The 15283-nt window shown below is 65.1% G+C and carries 6 protein-coding genes; all 6 read right to left on the reverse strand.

All coding sequences use genetic code 11. The annotated features are described in order from the left end of the window. Positions 1-344: 344 nt before the first annotated feature. Genes drmC through M4I32_RS00060 form a run of 6 tightly spaced genes read right to left on the reverse strand, consistent with a single transcriptional unit; the run spans position 345 to position 15255 of the window. Complete coding sequence (drmC, locus tag M4I32_RS00035) at positions 345-1055, reverse strand: DISARM system phospholipase D-like protein DrmC (RefSeq protein WP_319032441.1); 711 nt, start codon at positions 1053-1055, stop codon at positions 345-347. Next, positions 1055-3163: a DUF1998 domain-containing protein gene (locus M4I32_RS00040; RefSeq protein ID WP_319032442.1), complete on the reverse strand. Its 2109-nt coding sequence runs from the start codon at positions 3161-3163 to the stop codon at positions 1055-1057. Before M4I32_RS00040 ends, drmC begins: the two co-directional genes overlap by 1 nt. Then, the gene (gene drmA / locus M4I32_RS00045; protein WP_319032443.1) at positions 3130-6822 is read right to left on the reverse strand and encodes a DISARM system helicase DrmA; all 3693 of its coding nucleotides are present in this window, start codon (positions 6820-6822) and stop codon (positions 3130-3132) included. The genes M4I32_RS00040 and drmA overlap by 34 nt, the downstream gene beginning before the upstream one ends. Beyond that, entirely contained in the window at positions 6822-10826 is a 4005-nt protein-coding gene (locus M4I32_RS00050; protein WP_319032444.1) for a DNA methyltransferase, read from the reverse strand. Before M4I32_RS00050 ends, drmA begins: the two co-directional genes overlap by 1 nt. Next, positions 10816-14019 (reverse strand): DISARM system SNF2-like helicase DrmD, encoded by a 3204-nt coding sequence (gene drmD / locus M4I32_RS00055; RefSeq protein ID WP_319032445.1) that lies wholly within the window; start codon positions 14017-14019, stop codon positions 10816-10818. The genes M4I32_RS00050 and drmD overlap by 11 nt, the downstream gene beginning before the upstream one ends. 57 nt (positions 14020-14076) lie before the next feature. After that, complete coding sequence (locus tag M4I32_RS00060; RefSeq protein ID WP_319032446.1) at positions 14077-15255, reverse strand: DNA cytosine methyltransferase; 1179 nt, start codon at positions 15253-15255, stop codon at positions 14077-14079. Positions 15256-15283 lie beyond the last annotated feature (28 nt).

The following is a 15283-nucleotide window of genomic DNA, read 5'->3' on the forward strand; positions in this document are numbered from 1 at the left end:
GGAGAGCTTCTCTAATCGCGCGCGTCCTGCGTGAGCGTATCCGCAACCGCCTCAGCAGGTGTAGACGGTTCCTTTGTTCCCAGAAGCGCAGGACTTGCCAGCCCGCCGCGCGGAGCCGCGTATCCATATCGCGGTCCCGCTCGACATTCGCCGCGAGCTCCGGGCCCCAGTATTCGCTCTTTCGTAGCGGTGAGGTCTTGTGGGTTGGGCGAAACATCCGTCGATGAAGACCGCGATGCGAGCCGGGATGAAGACGATGTCCGCACGCCGCCGCAAGCCGGGCGCCTATTCGCAATCATCGACTTTGCGGGCTCCTTGGGACGTCGCCCACGACTCGCTCATCGTCATGGCGCCGCGACATCGGTGATCTCGCCCGCCTGCCAGAGCTTGGTGAAGCGCTGCCTCATGCCGGAAGCGAAATCCGCATTACGGATGATCACGCCCGCCTCAAGGTTCCGTTCGGCCGCGGCGACTGAGAGGTTTGCGCTGGTCACAAATGCACTCTGCGAATCTACGATCACGACCTTCGCGTGCTGTGCCGCGTACTGCCCGTTTGGCGGCAAGTACGTCCAGAACCGGGCGCCGGCGAGCTTCCGCTGAAGCATGGCTGCCGTTTGTCCGTCTTTCACCTTCGAGTCGATGAGCAGTGTTGTGCGCACACCGCGGGCGATGGCTCGCCACAGCGCCTGCACGAAAACGGAGTCCGCGGTCGCCGAGTAGGTTGATGCGAAGACATCCTCGTGGGCACTGTCGATCAGGTGCGCAAGCGCCGACGTGGTGTGATCGCTGTCGCCGTCGAACGACGGGCCGCTCCACACCGCACGGATATCGCTGGCATTGGTCCCGGCGGCGATGGCGAAGCCTCGCAGCACCGAAACGAGTGCGTCCGGGCCGAGAGCGGCATGACAGGAGCTCAGAGCAGGCGAGACCTCGGAGTCCGGAGGCAGCTTCTCCAGCGCCTTCGAGAGACGGCCGTCGATCTCGAGACTTGACGCAACCTTCAGCGCCGTTGCCGCGGTTAACCTTGACGCAAGTTCAACGAATGGATCGGCCATCAGCTCGCGCTCACTGCGACTCCCACCAGTAGCGGTTCGACATCCAATGAGCCGCCGTGGAGCCCGAGAACGAAGCGCCGATCAAGGAAGCGATTCGCCCGCTCGCACGAAGTCTCCGAGAGAAAGGCGCAGACGTGGCACGCCGCTCCGTGCAGGAAATCCTCCTGATTCTTGGGCACGCGGTGCGCGCAAATCGGATCGGATGAGCAGCGCTGTGCACGGTGAAGCGCTTCCTGCATCACAGAATCCAGTCGCTCCGTCCGCGCCAGATCGACGAGGCCGCCCAGTGTGCCCTCGCTGTCGGGAGAGGTCGTCGTGATCAGGATGCCGGCGGCCGAATCGCGCGTCTCCGAGGCACGCCACGCGTAGATGCGCTCCGACAGAGACGCCGAGCCGTATCCGCTCGACATCGCCATCTCGCGGATCAGCAGGTGTGAGAGCGTGTGCAGCGCCCAGTAGCGGGGCGGCGGCATCCGATCGTCGGCGTCGACCGCGGCAGCGGTGCTGCTCTGGCGTCGCGCCAGATTCCGCTTGTGGGCGGCACAGTGCTCCGCCCACACCTTGCTGTTCAGGACACCGGTTTCCCACGCTTCGACGACTTCTTCATCGAAGCGCAGGAAGACTCCCTCGCCGCGGTCCTCGGTAGCGGGCGTCCATTTTGGCTTGTCCGAAAGGCCGATCGGCGCGATGCGGGCCGCATCGTCGCCGACCCGGTCCAGCGCATCGATGCGTGTGAAGCCGATGAACGCGTTCGCCTTGCGGATACGATCGACGGCGACGACATCGCAAATCACCGTATCGATCGACGCCGCTATCGGCACGCGGTGCACCTTGAAGCCGTTCCGTCGGTCCTCGGTGAGGAACTCTTCGGGATGGGTCAGTGTCTCCCACTCCGGCGCGAGCAGATAGTTCGGGTCGTACCCGTCGGGCTCGGTGACAGCGGGCGAAAGGGGAGGTAGGCCACCTCGTGCGACCTGAATCGCCTGCCATAGCTGCTCGTCGGAGATGCCCACGAACTTCCCGGTGATGTTCGGGGCCGCGAATATTCGCCAGGGCGCGACCGATGCGAGAGATGTCACGTTTGCTAGCTGGCCAGGAGGTAGCCCCATGACTTCTCTCACGATGTCGGAGGGCTGCGGCACTTTCCGTGACGGCAGCACGAGCACGCTGATCGTAGCGGGGAACCACTGATTCGCCGCGCCGAGCAACATGAGCCGCACCTCACCGGTGCACGGGTTGTCCGGCGACGCGAACGAAGGGAGATGCGGATGCCGCCCGCGGCAGTTCGGCAGGGAGGCCTCGCCCCCCGCACGGGTGAGTTCGACGATATTCCGGGACATCCCGCATTGCACGCACTTGATCGACACCTGTGGGCCGAGGTTCGAGCGCCACTCCAGCATCCGCATCTTCGGCTGGGGGACGCACTCGGCGCGGTGACCGTCTGCACCGTGTACCCAGTCGACGTAGGGGAACTCGTCGATGTGTCCATTCGTGCACGCAATCAGATATCGAGCAGGCACAGCGGTGCGAGCACGCGCCGTGCCACTGTGTCGTCCCTTGCACGAGCGGTGGATGAAACGAGCCAGGTCGGGGCGGTGTTTGCGGGTGTTCTCGAACTCGAACGTGCTCGCAGCTGTGACGGGCGCGAGCAGGTCGCATCCGGTGCATCGCAGCCACTGAGGGAAGACACGCGTGGGTATGCCGATCGGCGTTGTGTCCCCGCCGAGCTCGGCGGGCAGCCACGGTGGCTGACGAAGTTCGCCAACCTGCGCACCCATGTGACGTCGCACAGCTTCGAGGAGACGCGGGACGAGGACGAGCGTTGGTTCGCCGCCCATCCGGGAGTATGCCTTGTCCCATGCATCGATGCCCTGCGGCATGACGGCGATCTGTGGCAGATCGACCGTCGCACCGATGCCCGATGTGTATAGCATCGCGCTGGGACGGATGGAACCAACGCGTGCACGGTTCTTAGGTTGGCCGGCGTCCGAGTAGGGGTCTGCGACCTCACCGGGGACGCCGACCGTGGTCTCGTCGGCCTCCGCCGTAGTCGGAGCAGTCGCGTTCGCTTCGGTCACGTCGCATCCTTCTTCGTCGTGAATGTCCATTTCGGAGTCGTCGCTGTCACGGGCTCGGCCAGCTTGCCGGGGAACGGCGAGACGAGCAGGTCGATTTCCGGCTGCACCTCTCGCATCGAATTCGCGACTTGGAAGAGACGGTCACCTTCCTCACCGATCGTTTCCTCCGGGCTGATCAGGAGCGGTTCCACGATCTGACCGGGCAACGTCTTCTTCGCATACGTGAGCCCCCCCGACGTGGCGGTCGCTCGGTCCGTCCACTTATCGAGACGGAGGACGAGCTTGCTCCTCATGCTTGAGGCCGTCTGCGGGTCGGCGGCGAGGGCCACGCGCGCGACGAACTTGTCGACGAGGGCATCCACTGTCGTACGTCGCAGTGCGATGCGACCCGCGCCGGTATGCACCTCAGGGGAGAGCGATTCCCCGGGTGTTCTCGTCGCGTCGATCACCCGCGCCGCCGACACGATGAGGCCGGTCAGCCCGCGTTCGAGAGCCGCCTCAGCGTACGGCGTCACAGAGAGCGCTTCGACGTTCGCGTAGAAGGTGTCGTGATAGTGCCCGAACTGCTCGTAGTGCGCCATGTCGCGTGGTCGAGCACGGTTGGCGAGCGTTACCACCAGCCCCGGTTTCTCGCTCTCCCGACCGACGCGGGACGAGGCTTGGATGTACTCCGCCGTGTTCTTCGGTTGGCCAACGATCATCATGAGGCCGAGGCGCGGCACGTCCACGCCCACCTGGAGCATGGACGTCGCGAGGACGACGTCATATGGAAGCTCCCTGCTGGGTAGGGATTCGCCTGCCTTCAGCTTCATCGCGGTCATCGTGCGGGCTGCGGTCGTGTCGGATTCGGCCTCGAACGGAGAGGCCAGGTGGGTGAGAGTCCGGCCGATCTCGGAAGAGGAGATGCGGGACGTTAGTTCACCGATTTTGAGCGGCGTGCGCCGTCTCGGATATCCGGACGTCTTGTCGGGGCTGCTTACCCGCGTCGACACGTCGTCTTCGAGGTAACGTCGCATGCCGGCGAGCTCGCGGGTCGCCGAAAAGTAGTCCACGAGGGTTAGGTACGGCTCGGCTGCCGCCCCGTGCTCGTCAAACAGCTTCTGACCGGCGAGCAGCAGTATCTCGCTGAGGCGGATCTCCGCGAGCGTCAGCCGTGCGCCGTGGAAGCACACGCCGAGGTATCGGCGTCCGGGAGCCTCGTCGAGCGACACCTCCTTCGAGAAGAAGGTGTCGCTCACGCTCAGCACCTGCGGCGGGAAGACCTCGACGTCGCGGGCGTAGAGCCGCTGCACCTGCTGAGCGGCGTTCCGCACGGTCGCGGTTGACGCGATCACCAGAGGTTTCACAGACTTCGCGTTTCCGGGATCGCCGAGCTCCCAGCTCGAAAGCAGGTCGATCGCACCTTCGAACAGGCCGACAGCCGTCCCGAGAGCGCCGGTGATGAGGTGAAGTTCGTCCTGGATGATGAGGTCGGGCGGGCGCAACCGTCCGACCTCAGTTACCCGCGAGGCGGGGTACGTGCGCCCGTTCGCGGTCTTCGTGTTGTGCGTATCGGCGCCGCACACGCTGCCGTCGGTGTCGGGGTGCTTGTATCCGTGACGGGGGCACTTCTTCGCGACGTAACCGAAAAGGCTCGCGGCTTCACCCTCGCGTGCCAGACGCGCGAACTTGTCGACGGTTGCCAACAGGAACGTCGGCGGATGCCGGTAGATCTCGTCATCGACGGTGAGTACGGGCAGTCCGACCTCTGCAGCGCCGCCGGCGGCGAAGGGGCAGCGGGCCCGGCGGTCGCCGCAGTAGACGCGGATACGCTTCTCGACGTCGTCGGCTTCAACGTTCGACTTCGGGTTGATCGACGTTCCACACCAGGGGCAGTGGTCGAACTGAAGAACGGTGAGCCCGTAGGCGGAGTTTCCGTCTCGCTCGCGCACGTCCTTCACCTGCTCGGCCGCTTCGGAATACCGCTTTGGGCTGACGCTCGAGCCGACCCAGAGGCCGATCGTGAACGGCGCAGCCCCCCACGTCGCGGCGTCTTCTCGCCGGACGACCTCGGCGGCGCACATCAGCGTGGTCGCACGCAGGAACTGCTGCGACGTGAGTAGGCGCAGCGTGTACCGCATGAGCACCGCGACGCCATCGCTGCCATCGAGCAGGCCCTCGGGCGTGCCGACCTCGCCGTGCAGACGGCGAATACCGAATGTGAAGGCGGCAAGCCCGAGATACGCCTCCGTCTTGCCACCACCGGTGGGGAAGAACAGCAGCTCGGCCCGTGCGAAGTCCGTCGATCGGCGGACGTGCGTCGGGTCGATGATCGAGGGGAGCTGCATGAGGATGAATGCGAGCTGGAACGCGCGCCATGATGCTGCCTTCTCGCCACGTGCCTCGACCTCGGCGACGGCGTCGGCGATCGTCAGCTCCTTCTGCTCGATGCGGAGCGCCGCGACCTGCGACCGCAGGCGCTGATCGCGCATCGTGCGGTTCATGAACCAGAACGCGCGCTGTGCCTGGTCGTTGGAGACGAGCAGGTCGAGCCCGGCGCGCAGGCGCTCAAGCGCTGCGGTGCCGTCCTCAAGCCCGATCCTGCCCTGCTGTTGCAGCCACTCTGGAAGCTCCGCGTTTTCTTCCGTGCGCTCATATAGCCATGTCGAGTATCCGTCGATGAGCGGCCTCAGACCCGCTTCGAGTTCCGCGGGTGATGCCTCCATGAGCGCTCTCATGCTGAGTACGACGCCCTCGACCGCCGGAGCCTGCGTTTGCGGTACCTCCGCCGTCGGCAGCCATGTCGTCCTGACCGCAGTCGCGCGACGAGGATTCGTGGCCGAAAGGTCCCAGTTCGCGGAGGCTGTGCGGCCGACGGCGAATTCGAGGCGATCGCGGTAGAGCAGATCGAGGCGGCGCACTTCCGGGTCCCGAGAGCCGCGGTCGGACGCCATCGCGTCACGGGCGGGAAGGAAGACGGCGTCCCCGTTCGGCGCCGTGACCTCAAGCTCGGCCTGGAACATCCAGAGCTTGGGCGGCAGCTCTCGGCCCGTGATCGCCGTATTCAGAAGTGCCGCCTCGACGACGCGACGGCCCTCGACGTCGAACACCTCGACGCTGATCTCGACGTCCCCAGGCAGTGGCGCACGCGTCGAGCTGTGGTTCGCGATCGCGGAGATGTCGATATTGGCGAATTCTTGGAAGAGGGTGCGATCGTAGTAGGTCAGGATTTTGCCCTGCTCATCCGCCTCGCGCCGCGCCGCGTACTTGCCCCAACGCGCCGCGAATCGCAGCACTGTCGTCTCCGCCGGTACCTGGAACCGCAGCCCCATGGATGACGGGGCGATGATCTTCGACTCGGGGCCGCGGTCCTCGTCGGGCTCGCTCGGCGAGGCTTCGGCGATCGAGTCCTCTTCGTCGGCGGGCACACCCTGAACTTCGTGCGCGCTGCTGAGATCGGCCACGGCGAGGGATTCGTCCGAGCGAACATCGGCGAGCGACGCGCGGTTCTCGCCGGAAGGGGATGCCGCTGCATGCGTGGCGCCATCGAGCAGCGAGATCGGTGCGAGGGCGCCGGCGAGGTAGCGAGCGCGGGGCGTGCCTACGATCGTCTCATCGGGCCCGTCCCACGGTCCTACGAGGTCGCGGGCGATCAGATTAGCCAGTTCGTCGCGGACCTGCGTCGATGTGATCCTGAATTCATCGGTCACTAGAACATCGCTCCCAGGGGTGCAGCTGATTCTTCGAAGCTCTTACCGCCACTCGGATTCTTCGCGTAACCGGCTTCAGATTCGAGCTTTGCGCGCAGTTGATTCTCCTCAAGCAGTCGGTCGAGGATCTCCACACGAGCCACGGGACTCACAGTCCACCGCTCCATCTGCCTGTATGTGTAGAAGTCGTGATCGAGGGGGATGTCAGTCCACCCGTAGGCCTCCATCACGGCCGCGTCTATCTGCGCATGAGTGGAACGCATTGAGGCGGCGTCTCCATCGGCGTCTTCGTGCGGGGAATTCACGAGGTTGTAGAGATCGGTTAGTCCGAGTCGCCGGCGTAGCATGATCTCGCGGCGCGAGACGTCAAGCTGATCCCCAAGGTCGCGCATCCGGGATGTATTTTTTGGGCGCGGCAACGTCTCGAAGACGTCAGATGGAGCGTAGCGAACGGTGGAGCCAAGGGTGGAGCCGTAAGTGATGGCCCAAGCTTGGTGAGCCGTCGACGACAAAAATGCTAGATCGGCGAGATCAGCAGTCGCGAACACGGCTAATCCGTGTGTGAAAATCTGATCCGCCGATACGAGGACCGGCATGACGGGCTTGCTGACCAGCGTGAGGGCTATGACGCGCTCCTGCTTCGCAATTGCTCGGTAGAGGCCGACCGCCCTCCGCTCGTACTGCCACCAGTTGTTCACCAATTTGGGCTTCTTGAGGAGAGTGGCTCGGTACGGCTGAACTAGATCTCTCACGTGCGCGAACGGCGAGGTGAAGCCAGCCGCCTCAGAGTGCGACCGATCTCCGAAATCGACCACGTACGAGTGACTTCCGCAACGGGGATCGCTAGTGAGATCCTCGCCGGTCAGGACTGGCCTCACCACCTTGGCGTTATTCGGTGCGTCTTTGATCATCGCCTCTGCCACAGTGTGCGGCAGGAGGAAGCCGCTCCCGTTGATATACGAGCCGATGAAAGCCAAGCCCGAGTTTCCTCCAAGCCGCACCGGTGCCCCCGATACTCGGCCGCTTGGTTCGAGCAAAGGTGACACCTGACGAGTTCGCACCCCGTCAACTACTGCGTGTACGTCTTCAGCAAGCAGCGCTCGACTGAACCACACCGCCGCGTAGTCCAGGGAAGCACTGCGTGCCGGCCAGGGAGCGCTGCGAATCGCGCGCCGAATCGTGAATCTCGTGACGAGTCGTGTGATGCCAACTTCACGAGTGTCTCCTTGCGCGATTGTGTTAGTCGTGATGAGCCCGATTTGAGCGTCGCGGCAATTGACGAGCGACGCGGCGCGCAGAACAAAGTAGGCGACGAGATCCGCATTTCCGCGTGTCCCTTCGGCGAGGACGTTGACAAGGAGGTCCCGAGAATTGCTGCCGATCGAGTTCGAAACCTTCTTTCCGCCGAGAAACGGCGGGTTACCGATGATGGCGTCGAACCCGCCGTGGGTATGAAGGACGTCGGGGGCTTCGAGGATCCAGTGGAGCGGCTTCCACCGCGCTTCGCCGGTGATTGCGGTGGGGGTGAGACCGGCGTCGATGATGGCGTCGAGTTCGGTGCGGTCGGGCCCGACATCTTCGCCGGTGGGGTAGGCGGCGCGGAGGGCGTCAGCGAGGTCGTCGTAGCGGTCGTCGAGCCTCTTGCCGGGCTTTCCTCCTTCGAGGAGGCCGGCGGCGATGATGCCGTCCGCGACGTCGCGGAGCTTCGAGGTGACCTGCTCGGCCTGGCCCAACAGTGCGTGCTTCGCCTTGGTGGAGCGCATCCGGTCGGCGTCGTCGGCCTGACCAGACGCGAGTTCTCGTCGGATACGGGCCGCGTCGTCGAGATCTTTGTCGACGTCGAACCAGCGTAGCTGCTCTCGGCCGCGACGGCGCTCGGGATAGATATGCTGAGTCTTGAGTTGCTCCTCCGCGGTGACCCCGAGGAGCGAGTTGCCGTGGAAGACGCGATCATCGACGAAGGAGAACGGCTTTCCCTGGTCCATCGAAATGAGCCAGAGCGAGAGCTTGCACATCTCGACGGCCATACCGTTGATGTCGGCGCCGTACAGACAGCGGGCGACGATCTCACGCACCGCCCACCTTTTAGGATCGGACTCGCCGTCCACATCGAGACCTTCGTTCGCGCGTGCTTCGATGAGCCGGTCGGCGAGGTAGCGGGCCGCGGCGACGAGGAACGCGCCGGATCCAGCGGCGATGTCGGCGATCTTCAGGTCGAGGATTTCCGCCGATGACTTGAGCTTCCAGTTGCTGCGGGTCTCGGTGTCGAGTGGTCCTGGGCTGTAGACGAGCGGCTCCAGTGCGTGCAGCACAACCTCTTCTGCGAGAGCGCGGGGGGTGTAATGAGTGCCGGTGTTCGCGCGCTGCGGGGATTCCGTCATCACTAATCCGCCCGCGGGGACGACGTACGGGAACCTGCGCAGGTCGTTGCGGATGAGACCGTGGAAGGGTTCTAGCCGCGCGGCGAGGCCATCGTTGCCGAGGAGGGCGTGGCGGAGACGCGTGCGAGCATCGGCGGCGGCCGTCGGATCGTCGGCTCCATAGGCCTTCGCGATCTGGTTGGCGGTGCGCGGCCTCGACTGCTCCTGAGTCTTCTTTAGATGCTCGACGAGACGCTTCGCGAAGTCCGCCGACGAGGAGGCGGCATCCGCGATCTCCTCAAGTTCGGTGAGCGGGATCTCGGGCTCGAACCCGCTCTTGCCGCGAAGGCCGACCGTCACGTCGTCGACGTATTCCGCGGAGTAGCCGAGCAGGCCTTCGTAGACGTAGCCGATCTGCTCGACGTCGAGGTCGCGGAACGACAGCCGCATCGCGCCGTCTTCGATCGTCTGCACGGCGCGGAGGACGGCGAGCATCGCACGGTCGGTGAGTCGCACCCGGAGGCGGCCCTGAGGGTCGGTGGCGTGCAGCCAGGGGAAACGCACCGGGTCGAAGAGAGAGCCGCCGTAGGCGGGCATCCGCATGTCCTGGAACGAGGCCCCGCCGAAGACCGCGTTGCTCGCGGCGAGCAGACGGTGCCACGCCTCCCACGAGTGGTCAAGCGATTCTACGGTGGTCGCGGTCGCATCACGTTGCAGCTCCTCGCGGAGCCGAGCGATCGCGTACGAGGAACGGTAGAGGTCGTGTTCGGGAAGCAGCCCGCGTTCTTCCGCGAAGAGGAGGAAGACGATGCGCATGAGCACCGTTACGGCGACTTCGTAGACTGTCTTCGGATCGTTAGGCAGCGGAGAGGGCTCGCCCTGAGCGAGTGCGCGGAGATGCGTATCGGACATCGACTGGAGCACGAGCTCTACTGCGCGGCGGACCTGGTCGCCGAGCGCTTCGGTGATCTCCTCCGCGCTGGCAACGCTCTTCGCGAAGACCGACGGAAGTCGCTTCTCCGGGGAGCCTCCCGCCATCGAGGTGTAGCTCGCGAGCGCGAGGAATGCATCCCGGCTGGGACGCTCCTCCCTCCAAAGCAGCGCGTCCCACACGCCGCTGGCGGTCGTGACATCCTTCGCCGCTGAGACCAGGGCCCACCATCGGCCGTCGGTGACGATTCCGATCGTCACCCCGGTTTCCCGCAATAGCGCGGCCATGCGGTCGATTGCGTTCGCCGACCAGCCGTCGGCGCCGATCGAGCGCAGATCATCGGTGCGGTCCACAACGGTGACGAGGGCGGACGGGCCACCATCGCCGGTCAGCGCGGCCCAAGGCGTCACGGTGACAGCGCCGCTCGGGGACTGCGCGGCGATGCCTGCGGGGGACAGCTGGAGGTCTTCGGTCCAGTCCAGAAGGTGGCGCAGCACGGCCGTCACCCAGCGGTCACGTGCCGCGTCGTAGACATCTGCCGGCGCGGACCAGGCGGCGGACCATCGGACGAACTCTTCGACGAAGACGTCTCCCGTCTCGTCCGCGTCGGGGCGGGGGAGCCCCGACGGATAGAACGATTTCAGTGCCGCCTTGGATAGGAAGGGACCGTCGTGGTCGATCAGCGACAACCACTCCCACACATCAACGGGCACCGGCGGCCTCCACCTTCTCGGCGTCTTCGGGGGTCAGGGCGAACACGAGCGCGGCGACGAAGGTGTGCGGCTTCACATCGCGGTAGCGGCGTTCGACAGCGTCGCGTTCCGTCTGCAGCTCGTCGTCGAGGTGAAACAGACGCGTCCGGATGCGATCGAGGTCGCGGTCACGCTGCTGCTTCTCCTCCGGGAGCTGAAACAGCATTTCCTCGCCGGATCGGCGGGCCTCCTCAGCGGCAGTGAGTGTGCTCTCCAGCGTGCTGCGGAACCGGGCGAAGATCTCTTCGACGGCGGCGAGTTCCGCGTCGCGTCGTTCCTGCAGGTCGGACTCGACACCGCCCCGGAGGCGCTCCGTGCGGCGTTGGACGGCGGCGTTGACGCGGCTTCGGATACCACCGACCGCATCCGACTCCGTGTTCCAGTCGGCCACCAGGTTCGCGAGCAGCCGCTCGTTCGGGCGGGTGAGGCGGGTGCCGTCTAGCGCGGATGCCAGCAAGTCTTCCGCTTTCTCCATGCCGAGATCCTGGCGGCGCGAAAGGCGGGTGCCAGCGAGGAAGACCTCTTCGTGCAGGCGAGTGCCGCCCTCGCCGACGAGCACGAGGCGGGCGACCCCCGCTGCGAAGGACTGATCCAAGCCGTCGACGACCACCGCACTCACCCCCCGAACATGCTCGGTGCGCGTCCAGACCTGCCCTCGCAGCTCGCGTGCCGCACGCTGGATGAGAGGGTGGCCGAGGTGCGCGTACACGACGTCGGTCTGGTGTCGCGCTCGGTGCTCGTCGAAGGTGATGGGCCTGAGGACATCCTTCGCGAGCCGAGTGTCGAGCCCGATGAGCGCCTGCGACCAAGTTCGAGACAGGCCGGGGGGCACTTGGAAGAGCTGCGCTTCCTCGCGCGGGTCGGCTACCTCGATCATGCGAGGCTGCCCGGAAATCCGCAGCCCCTCTTCGAAGACTCTCAGCAGGTTGCCCTCGTGTAGGTGCATGCGGTCCCGCGAGTCCTCGAGGCGTTCGGCAAGGCGGGTCAAGGTTCGACGATGATTGCGTTCGGCTTGCATGACTCGGTTGAATGCCAGTGCTCCGACATCCGTCTGCGCCTTGCGTGCCGGACCCTCGCCGAATCCGAGGTCCCGTTGAAGGTCGGGAGCGATGATCTCGTTTGCCGAGACACCGTCGTGCTCGGAATTAGCGATCTTGCTCGCGAGACGGGCGAGCAGGTCGTTGTCCTTGGCGTAGTCGGAGGTGTTCTGCTTGTTGGCGCGAGGGTGCCAAACGAGGGGAGTCTCGTTCTGTCCGTAACGGTCGATGCGGCCGATTCGTTGCTCAAGACGGTTCGGGTTGAACGGGATGTCGAAACTGACCAGACGGTGGCAGTAAGTCTGCAGGTCGATGCCTTCGCCGGCGGCATCCGTTGCCAGCAGGATCCGAACCGGTTCGTCGCGCGGGGGCGCGGTGAACCGGGCGCGGGTCTCTTCGCGGGTGTCGGCATCGGTCGATCCGTCGATGATTGCGAGCCGCTCGCCGCCGAGGCCGCGCGACTCGAGCACGTCACGTAGCCATTCCAGGGTCGTGACGTATTCGGTGAAAATGACGATGCGCTCGTCTCCCCAGCCGAATCCTGGCACGATCAGCTCGCCCTCGATAAGCCGTAGGAGTGCCTCGAGCTTCGAATCCGGACGGCCTTCAAAGCCTCGGCCCCAGGCGATGAGGTCTTCGAGGTCGGAGATGTCGTCATCGGTGAGCGCGACCTGGGCGCGTTTTGCCGTCCGGAGCGCCTCAAGCTCGGGCTGCTCGACGCGGCCTTCTTCTTCATCGGATGCCTCGTCGCCGAGGATGTCGTCATAGTCGGGAAGCTGCACATCCTCGTCGCCGCGCGCCTGGAGATACGTCTCCGCGGTCGTCGCGAAGGCGACGGGAGAGGAGAAGAACCGCTTCTTCAGGATCACCGTGGCGAGGTCGGACGCGCGCTTGCCGCGTTCTTGCCGCATGTCGGCGTTCCGGCGGCGGGTGAAGGCGATGAGCCTCTCGTATGCCTTCGCCTCGTCGTCGAAGGGGTCGAACCACAGGGGGCGGACCTCACGAAGCCGGAAGCCCTCGTCTGGCAGGTCGCGCTTAAGGCGGCGCACCGCCACCTGTTGCAGGGCCTTCTCGTCGAGACCCGCACCTCGAGCGAACCGCTGCGGGTCGATCATCTCCAGGAGGGCGGTGAAGGACTCTGTGTAGCCGTTGTGCGGGGTCGCGCTGAGGAACAGGCGGTGCTCGCAGAGCTCCGCGAGGCGACGCACCGCGATGGTGCGCTGACTGTCGACCGCATAGCGGGCCTTGTCGGCATTGGAGCGGCTCGGAGTCGCCGGGGCGACGTGGTGCGCCTCGTCGACGACGAGAACATCGAACGCGCGACGGTCCGCCGTGCGTGCGTCCTTGACGCTCGCGTACACCTCTTCGAGCATGCGTTCCGCGCGGGGCGAGGGTAGCCACGACATCGAGACGATCACGCGCGGATAAACGCGGAAGGGGTTGGCGTGCACACCGAAGGTGCGTCGGAACGTCTTCATCGTCGCGGAGTTGACGATCTCGAAGTCCAAGCCGAACTTGTCGCGCAGCTCTTCCTGCCACTTGATCACGAGGCCTGCCGGGCAGATCACGATCACCGAGCGGGCGCGGTGGCGCAGGAGCAGCTCCTGTATGACGAGACCGGCTTCGATCGTCTTGCCGAGACCTACGTCGTCCGCGAGGAGCATATTCGCGCGGGGTGAGTCGATTGCGCGGCGGAGCGGCTCAAGCTGGTATGCCTCGACGGATGCGCTGCTGCGGAAGGGAGCCTGCAACGTCTTGGGGTCGGCGCTGGTGAGCGCGCCCCAACGGAGCGCATCGACGTACGCAGCGAAAGTTGTAGGGTCGTCAAATTGGTCGGGGCGCAGGGTTGTGGGTAGGCCCTGTTCTTGGATGACGCTACGACCTGGCTCGAGCTCCCAGATGACGGTGAGTTCGCGCCCGTAGAAGTCCTCTTCGACCGACTGCATCGTAACCGCGTGCTGCAGCTCGGCGCGGCCGTCGTCGGCGCTACTGCGCGGCAGCGACTGCACCGTGACATCGGTGACGGCCCAGCGCGCGCCCCGCACGTTCACCAAGCTGCCGATCTCCGGCACGTGGGCGATGCCAGCCGTTGCGCTTTCCACCACGTTGGCAGTCACTTCAAAACCTCTTTTTCCAGAGCGGGGCCTTCAAGTATCGCCGGCGCGCCCGAACCGTCACGCTGACACCCTCGCCCGAGCCGTCGCTACATGAGCCGAAGGATTCGCCTGCGCAAGGAGCACGTTGAACAGGGCGGCGGTGAGGGCTGGCGGCACGGCGTTGCCAATCATCGTCGCAAGTGCGTGTCGGGTGGGGCAGGAAGAGAAGTCGAAGTAGTCGGGGAAGCCCTGGATGCGTGCCGCCTCGTGCGCAGTGAGCGCCCGGGCCTGCTGAGGGTGCATGTAGCGGCCTTGACCGATGCTGCCGAAGCCGCTGGTGATCGTCTGCGCGGGCTCGTTCCAGCGCAGCCGTCCGTACATTGACTTGTAGGAATGATTGCCCTGGTGGCATTGCGGGCGCAAGACGTTCGGAAGGTCGTACTCGTCATTGTCGAGCAGGTACTGCATGCGCTTCCGGTTCGCGTCGTTCGCCTGCGGTGCACGGTCCATCGGGTCGTCGCCCGTCGCATCGAGAAGATCGCCGATCGCCCAGCGAAGGTCACGGCGCACCCGGGTGGGTGCTGCATCGAAGATCTGGTCCGGTGTAATCGGTTCTCCATCCGCGAGGGCGAGGAGGATGTGGCGCCGGCGGCGCTGGGCGACTCCAAGCGTATCGAGGTCGATGATGCGATCGTCAACCCGGTAACCGAGCGCGGCGAGGTGCTTTTTCGCGCGCTCGACGACTCCCTCGCCGGAGTGCCGATCGTTGCGCACCGCCGGTACATTCTCGATGAGGACGACGCGGGGGAGCAGGATCTCTGCGGCTCGCACGACCCTGAGGTATAGGGCATTCTTCTCGTCGATACGTCGTGTGTGATTGTTGAGATTGCTGTGGCCCTGGCAAGGTGGTCCGCCGAGGAGAACGTCTACGCGACCAGTATTGATCTGGGTGAGCTGCTCAGTGAAGGTCGCGTGTGCACCCAGCTCTCCATCGAAGAACGATTCAACGGAATCGGTCTGGACTTGTTCCGCGTCAGGAAAGTTGCGCCTGTACACGGCGGTCGCGAGCGGTTCGATGTCGACCGCTAGGGCGATCTCCAGTCGCATTGCACTCGCCTGTACTGCCTGCTCTGCCCCCAGCGTCAATCCACCACAACCCGCGAATAGGTCGACGATCCGAACCGGCGCAGCATCCGGGTCAGTGGGTGGCTTTGATCGAGTGCGCAGGACGTGGTCGGTGGGAGTGGTGGGCGGCATTTCGATCTCACTCTAGTGAAGCAGCGGG

This window comes from Microbacterium sp. LRZ72, assembly GCF_033792225.1.
Taxonomy (GTDB): Bacteria; Actinomycetota; Actinomycetes; order Actinomycetales; family Microbacteriaceae; genus Microbacterium.

Excerpts from the sequence above, each read along its gene's own strand:
- drmC (WP_319032441.1), bottom strand. The coding sequence starts at position 1,055 with ATGGCCGATCCATTCGTTGAACTTGCGTCAAGGTTAACCGCGGCAACG.
- M4I32_RS00060 (WP_319032446.1), bottom strand. The coding sequence starts at position 15,255 with ATGCCGCCCACCACTCCCACCGACCACGTCCTGCGCACTCGATCAAAG.
- M4I32_RS00040 (WP_319032442.1), bottom strand. The coding sequence starts at position 3,163 with ATGGACATTCACGACGAAGAAGGATGCGACGTGACCGAAGCGAACGCG.